The 18,247-nt window shown below is 75.6% G+C and carries 19 protein-coding genes and 2 pseudogenes; 14 read left to right on the forward strand and 7 right to left on the reverse strand.

Features of this window, described 5'->3' with window-relative positions; translation table 11 throughout:
• Positions 1-143: 143 nt before the first annotated feature.
• From GC089_RS01885 to GC089_RS01905, 5 genes are all read right to left on the reverse strand, one after another.
• The gene (locus GC089_RS01885; RefSeq protein WP_155376250.1) at positions 144-890 is read right to left on the reverse strand and encodes a hypothetical protein; all 747 of its coding nucleotides are present in this window, start codon (positions 888-890) and stop codon (positions 144-146) included.
• Complete coding sequence (locus tag GC089_RS01890; RefSeq protein WP_155376251.1) at positions 887-1,561, reverse strand: RNA polymerase sigma factor; 675 nt, start codon at positions 1,559-1,561, stop codon at positions 887-889. The genes GC089_RS01885 and GC089_RS01890 overlap by 4 nt, the downstream gene beginning before the upstream one ends.
• Entirely contained in the window at positions 1,558-2,643 is a 1,086-nt protein-coding gene (locus GC089_RS01895) for an amidoligase family protein (RefSeq protein WP_155376252.1), read from the reverse strand. The genes GC089_RS01890 and GC089_RS01895 overlap by 4 nt, the downstream gene beginning before the upstream one ends.
• A 36-nt stretch (positions 2,644-2,679) precedes the next feature.
• Positions 2,680-3,003, reverse strand: a complete 324-nt coding sequence (locus GC089_RS01900; RefSeq protein WP_155376253.1) for a hypothetical protein — start codon at positions 3,001-3,003, stop codon at positions 2,680-2,682.
• 410 nt (positions 3,004-3,413) lie between these two features.
• Complete coding sequence (locus GC089_RS01905; protein ID WP_155376254.1) at positions 3,414-5,678, reverse strand: LLM class flavin-dependent oxidoreductase; 2,265 nt, start codon at positions 5,676-5,678, stop codon at positions 3,414-3,416.
• Between the two features lie 79 nt (positions 5,679-5,757).
• Between GC089_RS01905 and GC089_RS01910 the strand changes: the two genes are divergently transcribed.
• Positions 5,758-6,216, forward strand: coding sequence for a MarR family winged helix-turn-helix transcriptional regulator (locus GC089_RS01910; protein WP_155376255.1), 459 nt, complete (start codon positions 5,758-5,760; stop codon positions 6,214-6,216).
• Between the two features lie 236 nt (positions 6,217-6,452).
• Here GC089_RS01910 and GC089_RS01915 read toward each other — a convergent pair.
• Positions 6,453-7,025, reverse strand: a pseudogene (locus GC089_RS01915) (maleylpyruvate isomerase family mycothiol-dependent enzyme); the annotation flags it as partial.
• A 59-nt stretch (positions 7,026-7,084) separates the two neighbouring features.
• On the opposite strand from GC089_RS01915, the gene GC089_RS01920 reads away from it, so the two are divergent.
• Positions 7,085-7,336, forward strand: coding sequence for a DUF1905 domain-containing protein (locus tag GC089_RS01920; protein WP_155376256.1), 252 nt, complete (start codon positions 7,085-7,087; stop codon positions 7,334-7,336).
• Positions 7,337-7,582: 246 nt separating this feature from the next.
• Here GC089_RS01920 and GC089_RS19830 read toward each other — a convergent pair.
• A pseudogene (locus GC089_RS19830) lies at positions 7,583-7,660 on the reverse strand (hypothetical protein); the annotation flags it as partial.
• Between the two features lie 20 nt (positions 7,661-7,680).
• On the opposite strand from GC089_RS19830, the gene GC089_RS01925 reads away from it, so the two are divergent.
• From GC089_RS01925 to GC089_RS01975, 12 genes are all read left to right on the forward strand, one after another.
• Positions 7,681-8,172 (forward strand): GTP pyrophosphokinase family protein, encoded by a 492-nt coding sequence (locus GC089_RS01925; RefSeq protein WP_370514100.1) that lies wholly within the window; start codon positions 7,681-7,683, stop codon positions 8,170-8,172.
• Positions 8,173-8,240: 68 nt separating this feature from the next.
• Positions 8,241-8,396 carry a hypothetical protein gene (locus GC089_RS01930; protein WP_155376257.1) on the forward strand — a complete coding sequence of 52 codons (156 nt, stop codon included), beginning with the start codon at positions 8,241-8,243 and terminating at the stop codon, positions 8,394-8,396.
• A 148-nt stretch (positions 8,397-8,544) separates the two neighbouring features.
• A complete protein-coding gene (locus tag GC089_RS01935) occupies positions 8,545-9,309 on the forward strand; it encodes an SDR family NAD(P)-dependent oxidoreductase (RefSeq protein ID WP_155376258.1) in 765 nt (254 codons plus the stop codon).
• A gap of 113 nt (positions 9,310-9,422) precedes the next feature.
• Positions 9,423-9,782, forward strand: a complete 360-nt coding sequence (locus GC089_RS19835) for a helix-turn-helix domain-containing protein (protein ID WP_370514049.1) — start codon at positions 9,423-9,425, stop codon at positions 9,780-9,782.
• A complete protein-coding gene (locus GC089_RS19840; protein WP_370514050.1) occupies positions 9,782-10,261 on the forward strand; it encodes a hypothetical protein in 480 nt (159 codons plus the stop codon). The genes GC089_RS19835 and GC089_RS19840 overlap by 1 nt, the downstream gene beginning before the upstream one ends.
• A gap of 232 nt (positions 10,262-10,493) precedes the next feature.
• Complete coding sequence (locus GC089_RS01945) at positions 10,494-10,907, forward strand: GntR family transcriptional regulator (protein ID WP_230684995.1); 414 nt, start codon at positions 10,494-10,496, stop codon at positions 10,905-10,907.
• Positions 10,904-11,833, forward strand: coding sequence for an ABC transporter ATP-binding protein (locus GC089_RS01950; protein WP_155376259.1), 930 nt, complete (start codon positions 10,904-10,906; stop codon positions 11,831-11,833). The genes GC089_RS01945 and GC089_RS01950 overlap by 4 nt, the downstream gene beginning before the upstream one ends.
• A complete protein-coding gene (locus tag GC089_RS01955; protein WP_155376260.1) occupies positions 11,830-12,585 on the forward strand; it encodes a hypothetical protein in 756 nt (251 codons plus the stop codon). Before GC089_RS01950 ends, GC089_RS01955 begins: the two co-directional genes overlap by 4 nt.
• Positions 12,586-12,652: 67 nt before the next feature.
• Positions 12,653-13,399, forward strand: a complete 747-nt coding sequence (locus GC089_RS01960; RefSeq protein WP_155376261.1) for a hypothetical protein — start codon at positions 12,653-12,655, stop codon at positions 13,397-13,399.
• Positions 13,400-13,578: 179 nt separating this feature from the next.
• Positions 13,579-14,550, forward strand: coding sequence for an ABC transporter ATP-binding protein (locus GC089_RS01965; protein ID WP_155376262.1), 972 nt, complete (start codon positions 13,579-13,581; stop codon positions 14,548-14,550).
• A gap of 1 nt (position 14,551) precedes the next feature.
• Complete coding sequence (locus GC089_RS01970) at positions 14,552-15,349, forward strand: ABC transporter permease (RefSeq protein ID WP_155376263.1); 798 nt, start codon at positions 14,552-14,554, stop codon at positions 15,347-15,349.
• A gap of 347 nt (positions 15,350-15,696) precedes the next feature.
• On the forward strand, positions 15,697-18,198 hold the full coding sequence (locus tag GC089_RS01975) for a glycoside hydrolase family 48 protein (protein ID WP_155376264.1): 2,502 nt from the start codon (positions 15,697-15,699) through the stop codon (positions 18,196-18,198).
• Positions 18,199-18,247 lie beyond the last annotated feature (49 nt).

Consider the following 18,247-nt stretch of genomic DNA (forward strand, 5'->3'; position numbering starts at 1 on the left):
TGCACCGGGGTAGTCGCGACGCGAGCCGGGGCACAAGGTGCATACCGGGCGAAATGGGTGCTGGCGCCGGCGTCGCCGTGGGCCGCCGCGGGAGTTCACCCGGTGCACCGGCCGCGACCGACCCCGGCGGGAGGGGTCCGCGGTCAGGGGCTCTCGACGGCCGGCGGGCCCGACGGCGGCAGGGGCAGCGGCTTGCCGGCCCGCAGCAGGTCCGCCGCCCGGGCCTTCGTCTCCGCCGTGTCCGTGCCCCACAGGGCGCCGAGGGCCTCGGCGTCCACGAGGGAGTAGCCGGCCTCCCAGAACACGTCCTCCGGCGCCGGCGGCCCGGCCGGGGTGGGCGCGCCCGGTGCCGGGGTCCCGGGAACGGCAGCGCGCGCGAGGTCGACCGGCGGCACCTCGCCGTCGAGCAGCATCTGGCCCGCGCGGGCCTTCGCCTCGATCGGGTCCGTCTGCCACAGGTCGCTCAGGGCCTCGACGTCCTCGACGTCGTACGTGCCCCAGAACGCCTCGTACTGCTCGCGGGTGTAGCCGTCCGGCATCGCGGACCACTCGATGCCGACCGCCTGCGCGGCGCCCTCCACCACCCTCGCGACGGAGGAGTACGGGTTGGCCGCGGCCGCGGCGCCCGCACCGGCGAACGCCAGGGCGCCCGTCACGACGCCGGCCGCCGCGATCGCGCCGCCGCGGCGCAGGGCCAGGGCCGGGGCGGGCCTGCCGCCGCGGCGCACGGCCTCGGCGCGCAGGCGTGCCGCGACGCCGGCCAGGTCCGGGTGCTCGGCGGCCGCACGGGTGTGCAGGGCGCGCGTGATGCGGGCCGCGAGCTCGTCGTCGGTGCTCGGGGACGGGACGGGCTCGTGCGGGTCGCCCGCGGCCCGGTGCTGCTGGCTCATCGGTGCTCCGGTGGGGTGGTGAGGTCGGTCTGGCGCAGCGCGGCCAGGGCGCGGGAGGCGTGCGAGCGCACCGTCGCGCTCGAGGTGCCGAGGACGGTCGCGATCTCCGGGTCGGACAGCCCCTCGTAGTAGCGCAGGACGAGGACCGTGCGCTGCCGCGGTGGCAGCGCGGCGAGGTGCTGCCACATCGCGTCGTCCGCGACGACCGCGTCGGCGTGGTCCGCGTGCGGGTCGGCGTGCGCGGCGAGCACGTCGTCGGCCGCCGGCCGGACCGTGCGCACGTGCCACCGGCGGCGCCACGACAGGTGCTCGTTGGTCACCATGCGGCGCAGGTACAGGTCCGGGCGGTCGAGCAGGGCGATGCGCCCCCACCGCACGTGCGCGCGCAGCAGCACCTCCTGCACCAGGTCGGCTGCGGTGTGGCCGTCGCCGGTCAGGACGGTCGCGTACCGCAGCAGGCCGGGCAGGTGGTCGCGGACGACCTCGTCGAGCGCGCGGGCGGCGGCGCGGTCGAGCGTCGGGGCGGCACCGGCGTGACCGCTCGTGCCGTCGCCGTCGGTGGCGTCGTCGCGGGCGTCGCGGCGGCCACCGTCGTGGTCCGTGGCCCGCGTGCCGACGACGACCGGGACGGCGGCGCTGTCCGGGCCGGCGGTCCTCGTCCACGTGCTCATCGGACGACCACCGCCGCGAGGTCGTCGAGCGCGGCGTGCGGGTCGCGGGCCGCGGCCGCACCGGGGCGCGGGAGCGGCGCGGGGTCGAGGCAGCGCAGCAGCAGGCGCTCGACGAGCGCGGCGCCGCGCACGATCGCGTGCCCGTCGATCTCGCCAGGCAGGACCCGCACCTCGACCGTGTCCCGCAGCGGGCGGTCGGCGACGAGCTGCGTGAGGTTGACGTCGGCGTACTTCGTCAGCCCGAGGGCCCGCGCCTCCGCGCGCAGACCGGCCCACCCGGCGTCGTCGTCGGCCCACGGCCGCTCGACGAGCGCGGCGAGCGCGTCCGGCAGCGGCGCGAGCCGCCGGCACGCCGGGTTGGTGCCGAGGACCGTCCGCAGCGGCTCGCGCCAGTGCGCGAACAGCCGGACGAGGTTCGTGAAGGCGCCGGGGCGGCGGAAGGGTGCACCGTCGAGGTGCACGTGCACCGCGGCCTCGTGCGGCACCGTGAAGCCGAGGTCCCGCGCCGGGGCCAGCAGGCGCTCGAGGGCGTCCGCGTGGCCCGCGACGAGGGGCGGCGTGACGACCTCGCACGGGCGCTCGCGACCCGCGGGCAGCGGCAGGGCGACCGCCACCGTCGCCCCGGTCGGGTCGTTGACCCGCGCCGCGGCGGGGAAGACGTCGGCCCGGACGCCGAACAGCTCCGCGACCGGCTCGAGCACCGTGGCGAGCGGGGCGGACGGGTCCGCGTGCCGCTCGACGAGGCGCAGCAGCCGCGCGTCGTCCGAGAGCAGGCGGTACCAGCCCCGGTGCCCGGGCCGCGCGCGCGACCCGGGCACCGGGGCGAGGTCCGCCTCGATGGTGATGTCGTCCACCAGCCGCGCGACCGGCGCACCGGCCGCGTCGACCACGTCGAACGCGGGCGACAGGTGGCGGAAGACGCCCACGCCCGGCACCGTCGACGGCTCGCTGTCCGTGTGGAAGGACCGCCGCACGGCCCCGCCGTGGCGGGCGGCGAGCGCGTCCGCCAGCTCCTGCCGGTCCGACCCGGCGGGCGCCAGCAGCTCGATCTCGAACCCCGTGCGCAGCGTCAGCTCGTCCACTCGGTCCTCGTCTCGTCGGTGGTGCCGGGCCGCGGGTCAGGAGGTGGCGGTGCTGCTGCCGGGGGCGACGGGGAGAGTCTGCCCGTCGAGCAGGGCCTGACCGGCGCGCGCCTTCGTCTCCGTGATCTCCGTGCCCCACAGCGCGGCCAGGGCCTCCGCGTCCTCGACCGTGTAGCCGGCGCCCCAGAAGGCGTCGTACTGCTCGGCGGTGTACTCGGCTGCGGGGTCGGCAGGGGCGGCGGCCGGGCCGTCCGCCGCGTCGGCGGCGGGGTCGGCCGTCGGCGCCGTGCCGCTCGGGGGACCGGCACGTCCTCGCCGTCCAGGAGCAGCTGCCCGGCGCGGGCCTTCGTCTCCGTCCACTCCGTGCCCCAGAGGGCGGCGAGCGCGTCGACGTCCTCGGGGTGTAGCCGGCGCCCCAGAACGCGACGTACTGCTCGCGCGTGTAGCCCTCGGGCATCGCCGACCAGTCGACGCCGACGAGGCCGAGCGCCTCCTCCACCGCCGCGGCGGCGGGCGACCCGGGGTTGGCGGCGATCGCGGCGCCGGCACCGCCGACGGTCAGGGTGGCGGCGACGACGCCCACGGCGACGACGCGACGGCGGGTCCAGCGGGACGTGGTGCTCGGGTTCATCGGGTCCTCCGGGAGGGCTCGTGGGTGCGTGCCCTCTCTAGACGCCCCCGGACCCGGATGTGTGGAGCGCCCGCGTGGACGAGCGTGAACCGGTGCGGCGTCCGTGCCGCCGACGGGCACGGACGCCGCACGCGGGAGGTCAGCCGCGGGGGTCGATCGGGAAGTTCTGGTCGAACACGTGGTCCGGGTCGTACGTGCGCTTGAGCGCCCGCAGCCGGGCCAGCGTCGCCGGGGGGAACGCGTCGAGCAGGCGCTCGGGGCGCGGGTCGGTCTCGAACGACAGGTAGAGGCCGTCCATGTGCGGGTAGGCGAGCCGGTCCCAGACGTCGTCGAGGCCTGCCCGGCCCGAGCGGCCCGCGAACGCCGTCGCGGAGAACGCGGCGGACCGGTGCGCGTACGCGGTCGCGTCCGGGGCGACGTCGTTCGCCGCGCCGCCCGTCGCGCGCAGCTGCACGAGCATCGCCTCGCCGGACTCCAGCACGCGGCCCAGGTCGGCGGCGGCCTGCGGCGTCATCGACGCCAGCAGCCCGGACCGCGACACCGGCGGTGCGCCGCCGTCGTGGTGCTTCGCGACCGGCCCGACGATGCCCGCGTACGGCGTGAGCTGCGCGCGCTGGTCGAGCACGGGCGCGACGCCGAGCATCGGCTCGAGCGCCTCCACGGCCGCCTGCGCGTCGTCGTCCGCCCACACGGTCATCGCCTGGGCGATCGGCCCGCGCCCGGGCGAGGAGGCCTGCAGGTGCAGGAAGCTCGTGAGCTGCCGCGGTGCGTCCTGGACCAGCCGCCCCCAGCGCTCCAGCAGCACGGCCGGCTCCGCGGCGTCGAACACCATCTGCGCGAACACCACGTCCGGCACCTCGGCGGCCTCGACCTCGACCCACGTCACCACGCCGAGGTTGCCGCCGGCGCCGCGCAGCCCCCAGAACAGCTCGGGCTCGTGCTCGGCGTCGACCCGGTGCACCGTCCCGTCGGCGGTGACGACCTCGGCGGCGACGACGTGGTCGATCGTCAGCCCGTACGAGCGCCCGAGCAGCCCGATGCCGCCCGTCGTCGCGAGGCCCCCGACGCCCACGCCGCCGTAGTCGCCCGACGAGATCGCCCAGCCGCGCGGGGCCAGCGCGGCCGCGACCGCGCCCCACGTCGCGCCCGCGCCGAGCCGGACGCGCCGCGCGGCCGCGTCCACGACCTCGATCTGGTCCAGCCGCCCGACGTCGAGCACCACGCCGCCGTCGTTGGTCGACCGGCCGCTGATGCCGTGCCCGCCCGACCGCACCGCGAGCGGCCCGCGCTGCCGTCGCGCGTACGCGAGCGCGTCGACGACCTCCTCGACGGTCCGGGGGAGCAGCACGAGCCCCGGCTCGCCGCGGCGCATGTACGTCGAGCGCACGGACGCGTACCGCCGGTCGCCCGGCTCGACGGCGTCGACGCCCGCGGGCACCGCGTCGTAGTCGATGCCCTCGACCCGCCTCGCGAGCTGCGCGGCCGAGCGCACGGGACCGGTCTGGGTGCCGGCCGTCGCGCGCGCCGCCGCGACCTGGTCCCGCACGGCCGGTGCGACGCGCTCCGCGAAGGTGCGGATCGTCGCCGGGTCGTCCGTGCCGAGGACGAACGTGCCGATGCCGTCCTCGAGCGCGAGGCGCACGAGGTCGTCGACCCACTGCTCGGGCGGGCCGACGAGCAGACCGTCCGACGTGGGGGAGAAGCGGCCGGTCAGGTTGAGCAGGCGGCGGACCTCGCGCGGGTCGCGCCCCGCGGCCGTCGCCGCCTCGTCGATCGCCGCGTTGCCGCGGCCCAGGTCGCCGGGCTGCAGGTAGCCCATCGACGGGAGCCAGCCGTCGGCCTTCTCGCCGACCAGGCGCAGCATGCGCGGCTTGTACGCGCCGACCCAGATGCCGACGTCGTGCACGGGGGCCGGCCCGCGCTTGGCACCGCTGACGTGGTGGTGCTCGCCGCCGGCGCGCAGGGGACGCCGCTCGGACGTGTCCCACAGCCCGCGGATGACGTCGATCGCCTCGCTCAGCGCCTCGACGCCCTGGCCGGGCGTGAGCCGCGGGACGCCCATCGCCTCGATCGCGTCCCAGAAGGCCCCCGCACCCAGGCCGAGCTCGGCGCGGCCGCCGGACAGCAGGTCCAGGCTCGCGACGGCCTTGGCCAGCACCGCCGGGGGCCGCAGCGGCAGGTTGTGCACGTTGCCCGCCAGGTGCACGCGCTCGGTGCGCGCGGCGACCCAGGTCAGCAGGGTCCACGTGTCGAGGAACGCGGGCTGGTACGGGTGGTCCTGGAACGTGACGAGGTCGAGGCCGACCTCCTCGGTCAGCACCGCGAGGGTGACCGGTGCCTGCGGGTCGGCGGCCTGCGGGGTGAGGAACGTGCCGAACGTGAGCTCGTGGCCGTAGTCGGTCATCGGGGTGCGTCTCCTGTCGTCTGCGATCCCGATCGTATGCACGGCAGACGATCTGTGTCACCGCCGGTACGCTGAGAGCATGAGCACGCCCGACGGTGACCTCGGCTGGCAGCTCGGCACGCTGCTGGGACGCTGGCGGGCGGCGGTCGAGCACGCGCTGGCGGACGTGCCGTCCGGGCCGCGCGGGTGGCACGTGCTCGCCGCCGTCGTCGACGGCGCCCCGCCGACGCAGGCCGCGCTCGCGGGCCGCCTCGGCATCGACCGCACGGTGATGACGTACCTCGTGGACAAGCTCGTCGGGTGCGGTCTGGTCGAGCGGCAGCCCGACCCCGCCGACCGGCGCGTACGACGGATCGCCCCCACCGCCGCCGGGCGCGCGACGCACGCCGACCTCGCCGCCCGCATCGCGGCGGCCGAGGACGCCGTCCTGGCGGCCCTCGACCCCGCGGACCGCAGCGCCCTGCGGCTGCTCCTCGCCCGCGTCACCGGTGCACCGGCGCACGGCGAGGACGTGTGCCGCGTGGTGGGCGCCGTCTGAGGACGTGCTCCGCGGCCGTGGCCGACGTCGCGCACGTGCCGGGCCCGGTGGTGCTCGACCCGGCTCGACCCGCGCTCGACCCGCGGCGGGCACTGCCCCGGTACGTCACGGACGAGCGGTGCGCTCGCGGAGCGCCGCGACCCCCGGCCCGTCGAGGTCGTCCAGGTAGGCGGCCCGCCCGCCATCGCCATGACGAGCGCGAGCGTCGACCCCCGCACGACCGGCCCGTCCCCGGCCGCGAACGGCCCGTCCGTCGCCTCGAGCCGCAGCCCGCGCACCGCGGACGCGCTGTGCACGGCGAAGTCGCGCCGCACGTAGAACTCCGCGACGGCCGTGGTCGCCCCGACCGCGGGTGTCGTCGCGATCCCGAGCGGCCGCCGCACGTCCTGCGCGTGCACGACGACCTCCCCGAGCCACGCGGCGGCGTGCCCGGACGGCGCGGTCGTGCGGTCCACCGCCGCGCGGAACCGCGCCAGCGTCTGCTCGGGCGTCGCCCCCCGGTGCTCGGCGAGGCGGCGCGCGTTGTGCAGGTCGGGGTCGAACCGCGCGCCGACGATGCTCGCGACCCACCGCAGCGGCGTCAGGTGCGCGGCGGACGTCAGGTGCGCGACGACGTCCTCGACGGTCCAGCGGCCGCACAGCGACGGCGTCGCCCAGGCCTGCGGGTCGAGCGCCGCGAGGTCGTCCGCCAGGGCGGCGCGCTCGGCACGGGTCGCGGCGGAGAGGTGGTCGCGGGCGGTGCGGCGGGACACGAGGGCCTCCGGAGGTGGCGGGACGCGGGGACGTGCACGCACGCTACGGCGGGGCACCGACGCCCGTCCGGTCGCGCGGCCTGGCGCAGCGGGTGGTCCGCCGCCACACTCGCCGCATGGAGTACCGGACGACGATCCTCGCCACGGGCGGCACGACGACGGGCATCCCGGTGCCGGACGAGGTGATGACGGCCCTGGGGGGCGGTGGACGGCCGAAGGTCACCGTGACGATCGGGTCGTACACGTTCACCACGACGGTGGGTTCGCGCGGCGGGCAGAAGCTGCTGCCGCTCAGCAGCGACCGGCGCACGGAGTCCGGCCTCGCGGCCGGCGACGAGGTCACGGTGTCGATCGCGCTCGCGGGCTGAGCCGCCGCCGGAACACCAGCGCCCCGACGACCGTTCGACCGGTCGTGGACGAGGACGCGACGGCCGGCACCCACCCGTACCCGGACGGGCACCCGTCCCGGGAGCCCGACGTCGACACGGGGGCGCAGGGGCGGGTCCTCGCGCAGCTCGTGCACGCGCCCGCCACCCGGCTCGTCCGTCCTGGCGCCGACCCCGACGAGCTCGCGCGCCGCATCCGCGCGCTGCAGCGCGAGCTCACGCGCTTCCTCATGACGTACCAGTTCGGCATCGACGAGCTGCTGACGAAGGTGAACATCCTCCGCGAGGAGTTCGAGCAGACCCACGACCACAGCCCCATCGAGCACGTGCGCTCGCGGCTGAAGTCGATGGACTCGCTCGTGCAGAAGGTGCTGCGGACGGGCTGCGACCCGACGCTGCCGGCCATCCGCGAGAAGATCCGCGACGTCGCGGGCGTCCGGATCACGACGAGCTTCGTCTCCGACGCCTACTGGGTGGTGCGGATGCTCTCGCGCCAGCCCGACGTCGAGGTCGTCGAGGTCAAGGACTACATCGCGCACCCGAAGCCGAACGGCTACCGGTCGCTGCACGTCATCGTGCGCCTGCCCGTCTTCCTGTCCGACCGCACCGAGCACGTGTACGTCGAGCTCCAGGTGCGCACGATCGCCATGGACTTCTGGGCGAGCATCGAACACCAGCTGTACTACAAGTACGACCGCGAGGTCCCCGTCGAGCTGCTGCACGAGCTCGAGGACGCCGCCCGCGTCGCGGCCGAGCTCGACCAGCGGATGGGGCGTCTGCGCGACGAGCTGCGGAACCTGTCGACGCCGTCCGGGTGAGGCCCGTCCGAGCCGGTGCCCCGACCCCCTAGCCTGGGCGCGACCACGAGGAGGGCGGGGACGTGCGGATGCACCGACGGCGGCGGCCGACGCGCGGGCGGCGGGTGCGGCGCGGCCTGGGCCGTGTGCTCGACTCCCTCGACGGCCTGGAGGCCGGCGTGCTCCTCGTGCGGCTGGTCGCCGCCCCGTTCCGCCTGCTCGTGCGCCTGCTCGACGGCTTCTGACCGGCACCCGCCCCTGCGGCGTCACCGGGCCCGCCGCGAGGCTGGGACCGCCGGTCCCCGGACGAGCGCGTCCTTCCGCCGGTGCGCGCCGCACCGCAGGCTCGTCGTGACGCCGCCCGCACGGGGCGGGCACGACGAGGAGGACACCATGACGGCACCCCGGATCGCCCTGGTCACCGGTGGCAACCGCGGCCTGGGCCGCGCGGCCGCGCTCGCGCTCGCGGCGGACGGCACGGACGTCGTCCTGACGTACCGGCAGCACGAGGACGAGGCGACGGCGGTGGTCGACGAGATCACGGCGACGGGACGTCGCGCCGTCGCGCTGCGCCTGGACACCGGCGACGTGAGGCAGGTCGACGACTTCCCCGCCCGGCTGGCCGACGCGCTCGCGGCCACGTGGTCCGCGGACGGCTTCGACGTCCTCGTCAACAACGCCGGTCACGCCCTGCCGACGCCGCTCGGCGGGACCACCGCGGACGCCCTGCAGAGCCTGTTCGACGTGCACGTGCGCGGGGTCTTCCTGCTCACGCAGGGCCTCGCTCCGCTGCTGCGCGACGGCGGCCGGGTCGTCAACCTGTCGAGCGGCCTCGCACGGTTCGTGCAGCCCGGCGGGCTCTCGGCGTACGGGGCGATGAAGGCCGCGGTGGAGGCGCTCACGCGGTACTGGGCGGTCGAGCTGGGGGAGCGGGGCGTCACCGTGAACGTCGTCGCGCCCGGCCCGGTCGCCACCGACTTCGGCGGCGGACGGGTCCGCGACACCGCCGAGGTGCGGGCGGCGCTCGGCACGCAGGCGGCGCTCGGGCGGGTCGGGGAGGCGGAGGACATCGGTCCGGTCGTCGCCGCGCTCGCGTCACCCGCGCTCCGCTGGGTGACGGGTCAGCGTCTCGAGGCGTCGGGCGGCACGCGCCTGTGACGGCCCCGGCGCGTGGCGGCACCGGGGCCGCACCCGCGTCCCCGGCGCCGCTGCCGCCGCGGGCCCGCCCGCGCACCCTTGCCCGCGGCCCTGCCCGGGCCAACACTGCGGGGGTGGACCGCGCCCAGCTCGCCGACTTCCTGCGCACGCGCCGCGAGGCCCTGCAGCCCGAGGACGTCGGCCTGCCGCGGGGTGCGCGCCGCCGGGCTGCCGGGCTGCGCCGCGAGGAGGTCGCGCTCCTGTGCGGCATGTCGGTCGACTACTGGTCCCGGCTCGAGCAGGGCCGCGGCCCGCAGCCGTCCGACCAGATGCTCACGGCGGTCGCCCGCGGCCTGCGCCTCACGCTCGCCGAGCGCGACCACCTGTTCCGCCTCGCCGGGCACGCCGCCCCGAGCGCGTCGGCCGCAGCGAGCACGTGGCGCCCGGGCTCATGCGCGTCCTCGACCGCCTGCACGACACTCCGGCGCAGGTGATGACGGACCTGGGCGAGACCCTCGTGCAGAACGACGCCGCCATCGCGCTGCTCGGGGACGCGTCGACGCTCACCGGGCTCGACCGCGTGGCGGTGTACCGGTGGTTCACCGACCCCGACGCGCGTCGGGTGTACCCCGCGGACGACCACGACCTGCGCGGACGCGTGTTCGTCGCCGAGCTGCGCACGGCGCTCGCCCGGCAGGGCGCCGGCTCCCGCGCCGAGCAGGTCGTCGACGCCCTGCTCGCGCGCAGCCCCGACTTCGCCCGTGTGTGGGCGGAGCACGAGGTGGGGCTCGTGCACGGGCCGGCCAAGCGCCTGGTGCACCCCGAGCTCGGCGTCCTCACGCTCGAGTGCCAGAAGCTGCTCGACGTGGAGCAGTCCCAGGTGCTGCTCGTCTTCACCGCCACTCCGGGCTCGCCGGACGACGAGCGCCTGCGCCTGCTGGCCGCCCTTGGCCGCCAGCGCATCGGCGTCTGACCCCGCCGCCCCGCGCCCCCACCACCGAGCGCGCCACTCGTCCGGCGAGCGCACCGGACACCTCTGGCGCGCTCGCCGGACGAGTGGCGCGCTCGACCGGCGTCCGGCGGCCCGCGCACGGGTGGTGCGGGCGGCGTTCGCGGAGTCCGGGGAGGGGAAGCCCTTGCGTCTTCTTCGGTTCAGTGGTTCATTAGCCATGTAACGAACCACTGAACAGGAACGGAGGGCGCCCGTGTTCGACGGTCGTGACCCCGTGTACCTGCAGATCGCCGACCAGATCCGCCAGGACGTCCTCTCCGGGGCGCTGGCGGCCGAGGAGCAGGTCATGTCCACCACCCAGTACGCGACGACGTTCCGGATCAACCCGGCCACCGCCGCCAAGGCCTTCAACCAGCTCGTCGACGAGGGCGTGCTCTACAAGCGGCGGGGCGTCGGCATGTTCGTCGCCCCGGGCGCCCGCGAGCGCCTCGTCGCCGAGAGCCGCGAGAGCTTCTTCACCGACACCGTGGACCCCGTCGCCGACGCGGCCCACGTGCTCAACATCCCCGTCGAGGACGTCGTGGCCCGCCTCCGCGAGCGCGCCGCCCACCTCGCCGCCACCACCGAGAACACCACCACGACCACCGACACGGAGGCCGCACGATGACCGCCACCCCCGGCTACGGCGTCACCCTGCGCGGGGTCACGCAGCGCTTCGGCGACACCGTCGCGCTGGACGGCGTCGACCTCGAGATCCGTCCCGGCACCATCACCGGCCTGCTCGGCCGCAACGGGTCGGGCAAGACGACGCTCGGCTCGCTCGTCGCGGCGTTCCGGCGCCCGACGTCCGGCCAGGTGCTCGTCGACGGGGAGGACCCCTGGGAGAACGAGCGCACCGCCCCCGGCGTCTGCCTCGTCCGGGAGTCCGGGGACGTCCTCGACGAGGACCGTCTGCGCGACAACCTCGACTTCTTCGCCGGTGCCCGCCCCACGTTCGACCGGGCGTTCGCCGCCGAGCTCATGGACCTGTTCGAGCTCGACCCGAAGAGCAAGCCCAGCAGGCTCTCGCGGGGCAAGAAGTCGGCGTTCGGCATCACGATCGGGCTCGCGAGCCGCGCGCCCCTGACGGTCCTCGACGAGGTGCACCTCGGCCTCGACGCCCCCAGCCGGTACGCGTTCTACGACGCGCTGCTCGCCGACTACCTCGCCCACCCGCGCACGATCGTGCTTTCGAGCCACCTCATCGAGGAGATCGAGCGGCTCCTGGAGGACGTCGTCGTGCTCGACCGCGGGCGGGTGCTCCTCACCCAGGACGCCGACTCGCTGCGGGCGGAGGGCGTCTCCGTCACCGGTCCGCAGGACGCCGTCGACGCGTTCGTCGCCGGCCGCACCGTCCTCGGCACGCAGCGGCTGGGCCGCACGGCGCAGGTCACCGTGCGCGGCGTCCTCACCGACGCCGACGTCGCCCGGGCGCGCGCGACGGGCCTCGAGCTGGGCCCCGTCCCGCTCCAGGACCTGTTCGTCCACCTGACCGACCCGCGCCGGCGCGACGGTGCGGCGCGGGCGCACGCCGAGAGCGAGGTGCTGCCGTGAGCACCGCCACCGCCCCGCGCACCGTGGCGACCGGCCGACGCACGTCCCCGCTCGCGCACGCGCTGCGGCGCCAGCTCGGCGTCGCGCTGTACCTCGCGGCCTGGTACTGGGCGATCGCGCTGGTCGTGCTCCTCGTCGCGACGCTGATCGTCTGGCGCGTGAACGGCACGGTGGACGTCTCGATCGTCGCCTACGCACGGCAGTCGGCCATCTGGTTCCCGTTCTCCCAGGCGATCCTGCTCGTCGCCGCGCTGCTGCGTCCCCACCTCGCGGCCGGCATGACGCGCCGCACGTTCGTCCGCTCGTCGCTGGTCACGGCGGTCTCGACCGGGCTCGGCTACACGCTCGTGCTGAGCGCGCTGCTGCTGGTCGAGCGGGCGCTGCACTCCGCGGTCGGCTGGGACGCCGAGATCCTCGAGCAGGGCTTCGAGCTGACCGGCCGGGACTTCCCCTCGATGGTCGGCGAGCTCGCACCCGCGCTCGTCCTGGCGAACCTCTGCGGGCTGCTCGTCGGCGTCGTCTACCACCGCTTCGGCGGCTGGTGGGGGACCGTCACGCTCCCGCTGACCGTCCTGCCGATCGTCGCCACCCTCGCGCTCGCGGGCGAGTGGTTCGCGTCGCTCCCCGCCCTCGACGGGGTGCTGTCCGGCCCCGCCGACGCGCCGCTGCTCACGGGCGCCGTCCTCGTGGTCGTCACGGCCGGCGCGTACGTCGCCCTCGCCCGCTCCACCCCGGTCCGCACCCCCCGCTGACCCCCGCACCACCGCCACCCCACCGCACCGACGCACGCCCGCGCCGGCCTCGACCCCGGAGGACCCGATGACCACCGCCACCGCCACCCGCCCCGGCACGCAGGCCTCGCCGACGCGGCACGCGCTGCGCGTCCTGCTGCGGGCCTTCCGCCCGCTGACGACGTGGTTCTGGGTGATCGTCGTCGTCGCCGCGGCCGCCGCCACACCGGTCGTGGCCGCCGTCACCGGCGAGGTCGAGATCTCCCTCGTCGGGCTCGCCCGGCAGGGCGGGATCTGGGTGCTCTTCGCGATGTCGATCGTGCTCGTCGCGGTGCACCTGTCGGCGAGCGTGGCGGCCGGCATGACCCGCCGCACCTTCGCCCGGGCGAGCCTCGTGGCCGCCGGCGGCACGGGCCTGCTCTGGGGCGTCCTGCTCACCGTGCTCGTGCTCGTCGAGCGCGCCGTGCACCGCGCGCTCGGCTGGGACACGCATCTCGCCGACGCGCTGCTGCCGGACCCGACGTCCTCCGTGGGGCTGCTGCTGGCCGAGCTCGTCCCCATGCACGTCGTCGGCGCCGTCACCGGCCTGCTCGTCGGGGTCGTCTACCAGCGCGTCGGCGGGTGGTGGGGCACCCTCGCCCTCCCGCTGACCTTCCTGCCCCTGGCCCTCGTGATCGGCACGGACGAGGCGCAGGTCGCCTTCGTCCCCGTCGAGGGGGTGACGCCCGGGGCGGCGGTCGCCGTGCACGTGCTCGGCGCGCTCCTCGTCACCGTGGCGGCCGCGGCCGCGTACACCGCGGTCGCCCGCACCGTCGTCGTCCGCCGCACCACCTGACCCGGGTGCGGGCACCGCCGCCCGCACCCAGCACCCGCACCAGCGCGAGCACCAGCACCAGCACCAGCACCAGAACCAGAACCAGCACCGTCCCCACGGGACCGGCCCGACGCCGGCCCCGCGGCACACCACACCCTCGAGGCGCCCGCCCGGCGCCCCACCAGCACCAGGAGGACGTCATGACCAGCACCCCGGTCGTCCGGGCCGAGCACCTGCGCAAGGCCTACGGCAGCACGCTCGCCGTCGCGGACGTCAGCCTCACCGTCGAGCAGGGCGAGATCTACGGGATCCTCGGCCGCAACGGCGCCGGCAAGACGACGACCGTCGAGATGCTCGCCGGTCTGCGCACCCCCGACGCGGGCACCGTCCGCGTCCTGGGCCTCGACCCGACGCGTGACGCCGTGGCCCTGCACGAGCGCGTCGGGCTGCAGCTGCAGGAGAGCGCGCTGCCCGACCGGCTGCGGGTCCGCGAGGCGCTCGACCTGTACGCGTCGTTCTACGCCGACCCGGCCGACCCCGCCGACCTGCTCGACCTGCTCGGTCTGACCGCCAAGGCCGGCACGGCGTTCAAGGACCTGTCGGGCGGGCAGAAGCAGCGCCTGTCCGTCGCGCTCGCACTGGTCGGGCGCCCGCAGCTCGCGATCCTCGACGAGCTGACGACCGGCCTCGACCCGCACGCGCGCCGCGAGACGTGGGCCGTCGTCGAGGCGATCCGCGACGCCGGCGTGACGATCGTCCTCGTCACGCACCTCATGGAGGAGGCCGAGCGGCTCTGCGACCGCATCGCCCTCATCGCGTCGGGCCGCGTCAGCGCCGTCGGGACGCCGGAGGAGATCGTCGCCCTCGCGCACGGCGAGCAGGTGCTGCGCGTGCGGCCCGACGGTCGCGTCCCCGACGACGTCCTGCTCGGCGCGCTCGCGGGCGTGCCGGACGTGCGCGACGCGTCCGTCGCCGACCGCACCCTCGTCGTCCGCGGCGGCGGGACGCTCGTGCAGGACGTGCTGGTCGCGCTCGACCGGCACGGGGTGCGCACGTCCGACGTCCGCCTCGACCGGGCGTCCCTGGAGGACGCGTTCGTGTCGCTCACCGGCGGGGCCGAGGCCCCCGCCGACGTCCGCCCGTCCGTCCCCGCGTCCACCTCGGAGGTGTGACATGACCACGACCACCGCTCCCCGTCCGACCGTGCCGGCGCAGCGCCGCGCGCTCGCCCGCATGACCCTCGTCGAGGGCCGCCTGCTCCTGCGCGACCCCTCGGTGATGTTCTTCTCGCTGCTGTTCCCCGCCCTGCTCCTGACCGTGCTCGGTCTGGCGATGCCCTGGGCGGACGAGCCCTACGACTCCGAGGACCCGTTCCTGTCGCAGATCAGCGGCATCACGGGCTACACGTCGATCGTGCTGAGCCTCGCGATCGCCACGGTCGCGCTGTCGACGTACCCGGCGACGATCGCGACCTACCGGCAGCGCGGGGTCCTGCGCCGGCTGTCGACGACGCCGGTCGGCCCCGGCCGGCTGCTCGTCGCGCAGGTGCTGGTCAACCTCGTCGCCCTGCTCGCGGCGGCGGCGCTGGCCGTCACCGTGGGGCTCGTCGTCCTCGACGTGTCCGCGCCGTCGCAGCCGCTGCTGCTCCTGGGCGTGTTCGTGCTGGCCGTGCTCGCCGTCTTCGCGATGGGGTCGCTCGTCGCGGCGCTCGCACCGACCGCGGCGGCGGCGAACGGGTGGGGCATGACGCTCTACTTCGTGTCGCTGTTCTTCGCCGGCGTGTGGCTGCCCCTGCCGATCATGCCGGACGTCGTGCAGGACATCGCCACCTGGCTCCCGCTCGGCGCCGCCTCGCAGGCCATGACGGCGGCGTGGGTGGGCCAGCCGTTCCCGACGACCCAGGTGCTGGTGCTCGCGGCCTGGACGCTGCTGGCGACGCCGGTCGCCGCGCGGCTCTTCCGGTGGTCGTGAGCGGGGACCGCCGGCGCTGAGCGCCGGCGCACGGACCGGCGCGGGCCGGGCGGGCGCACCGTCGAGGAGGGGACGGGGCGCACGTCCGGCCCGTCGTCGTGCGGTGAGGCCGTGCGGTGGGTGCGCTCCCACGACTTGCTCCCGCTAATCGTTTCGCCGCCTTCCCCCGTCGCGCCGCCCCTCAGGAGAGTGAGCGGCGTCCTGACCGTGCGGACGGGTGCACCGAGGCGCCCGCCCGGCGGTCCGTTCCTTCGTGCACCGCACCGGCGCGCGCGTCCGCGCCGCCGGGTCACCGGGGCCCGCGCACCGCTGCGCGCGCCCCGGACGCCGAGAAAGGTACGGAAACGATGTCCTCAACCACCCGACGGCGTGCCGTCAGGGCGGCGTGGGCCGTCCTGGCGGCGACGTCGCTCGTGGGCGTCGCGGGCGGGCAGTCCGCGTTCGCCCTCGCGGGTCCGACGGCGCAGAACGCGCCCGTCGCCGCGGCGGCCGCGCCGGCCGACTCCGTCTACGCCCAGCGGTTCCTCGAGCAGTACGAGAAGATCAAGGACCCGGCCAACGGGTACTTCAGCGACCAGGGCATCCCGTACCACGCGGTCGAGACGCTCATGGTCGAGGCACCCGACCACGGGCACATGACGACGTCCGAGGCGTACAGCTACTGGCTGTGGCTCGAGGCGCTGTACGGGCAGGTCACCGGTGAGTGGGCCCCGCTGAACGAGGCGTGGGACACCATGGAGACCTACATGATCCCGCAGGCCGCGGACCAGCCCACGAACTCGTTCTACGACCCGCAGAAGCCCGCGACGTACGCGTCGGAGTTCAACCACCCGAGCCAGTACCCGTCGCAGCTCAACACGAGCGGCACGGTCGGCACCGACCCGCTGGCGGCCGAGCTGCGGTCCACCTACGGCACGTCGGACATCTACCAGATGCACTGGCTCGCCGACGTCGACAACGTCTACGGCTTCGGCGCCGCACCCGGCCCGGGCTGCCAGCTCGGCCCGTCGCACGACGGCGTCTCGCTCATCAACACCTTCCAGCGCGGACCGCAGGAGTCGGTCTGGGAGACCATCCCGCAGCCCACCTGCGACGACTTCACGCACGGCGGCCCCAACGGCTTCCTGGACCTGTTCACCGGCGACGCGTCGTACGCCAAGCAGTGGAAGTACACGTCGGCGTCCGACGCGGACGCGCGCGCCGTCGAGGCGATCTACTGGGCGAACAAGTGGGCGACCGAGCAGGGCAAGCAGGCCCAGATCGCCGACACGGTCGCCGCGGCCGCCAAGCTCGGTGACTACCTGCGGTACACGCTCTTCGACAAGTACTTCAAGCAGGCCGGCTGCACCTCGCCGTCGTGCCCCGCGGGCTCCGGCAAGAACAGCGCGCACTACCTGCTGTCCTGGTACATGGCCTGGGGCGGCGCGACCGACGCGTCGGCCGGCTGGGCGTGGCGCATCGGCTCGTCGCACGCGCACTTCGGCTACCAGAACCCGTTCGCGGCCTGGGCGCTGTCCAACGACCCGAAGCTGACGCCGCGGTCGCCGAGCGCCAAGGCCGACTGGACGACCGCGCTCGACCGCCAGCTCGACTTCTACACGTGGCTGCAGTCGAGCAACGGCCCGATCGCGGGCGGCGCGACGAACAGCTGGGACGGCGCGTACGCGGCCCGCCCGGCGGGCACGCCGACGTTCCACGGCATGGCCTACACCGAGGCGCCCGTCTACCACGACCCGCCGTCGAACCAGTGGTTCGGCATGCAGGCGTGGGGCGTGCAGCGCGTCGCCGAGCTCTACTACGAGACCGGCAACGCGAAGGCCAAGCGCATCCTCGACAAGTGGGTGCCGTGGGTCGTGGAGCACATCGAGGTCGACGGCGACGACTGGTCGGTGCCGAGCGAGCTCACGTGGTCCGGCAAGCCGGACACCTGGAACGCGGCCAACCCCGGCTCGAACTCCGGCCTCACGGTCACGCTGAAGAGCTCCGGCCAGGACGTCGGCGTCGCCGGCGACACCGCCCGTGCGCTCCTCTTCTACGCCGCCCGCTCGGGCGACACCGCCTCCCGCGACAAGGCGAAGGCCCTGCTCGACGTCATCTGGGAGAACCACCAGACCGACAAGGGCGTGGCCACCGTGGAGACCCGCGCGGACTACCTGCGCTTCGACGACGAGTACGTGCCCAACGGCAACGGCGTCTACGTGCCGAGCGGCTGGCGCGGCGAGATGCCGAACGGCGACGTGATCGAGCCGGGCGTCTCGTTCCTCGACATCCGGTCGTTCTACAAGCAGGACCCGCAGTGGTCGAAGGTGGAGACCGCGCTGCGGACCGGTGAGGCGCCGCAGTTCACGTACCACCGGTTCTGGGCGCAGACGGCGATCGCCGGTGCCCTCGCCGACTACGGGCGCCTGTTCGAGGGCGGCGGCGTGACGCCGACCCCGACGCCGACGGTGACGCCGACCGTGACCCCGACGGTCACGCCCACGGTGACCCCGACGGTGACGCCCACCGTGACGCCGACGCAGAACCCCGGCGGGGCGTGCACGGTCCGCTACACGAGCAACGACTGGAACACCGGGTACACCGCGTCGGTGCGCATCACGAACACCGGCTCGACGGCCCTCAACGGCTGGACGCTGCGCTTCGACCTGTCGAACGGGCAGCGGGTGCAGCAGGGCTGGAGCGCCCAGTGGGCGCAGTCCGGCTCGACGGTGACCGTCACGAACGCCGCCTGGAACGGCACGCTCGCACCGGGCGCGTCGGTCGAGATCGGCTACAACGGCGCGCACTCCGGCCAGAACCCGAAGCCGACGGCCTTCACGCTGAACGGCGCCGGCTGCACCACCGCCTGACGGGCGGACGACGGACCCCGCCACGACCCCATGCGTGGCGGTGAGGGGC

Origin of the sequence: Cellulomonas sp. JZ18 (assembly GCF_009720485.1) — a bacterium.
Taxonomy (GTDB): domain Bacteria; phylum Actinomycetota; class Actinomycetes; order Actinomycetales; family Cellulomonadaceae; genus Cellulomonas.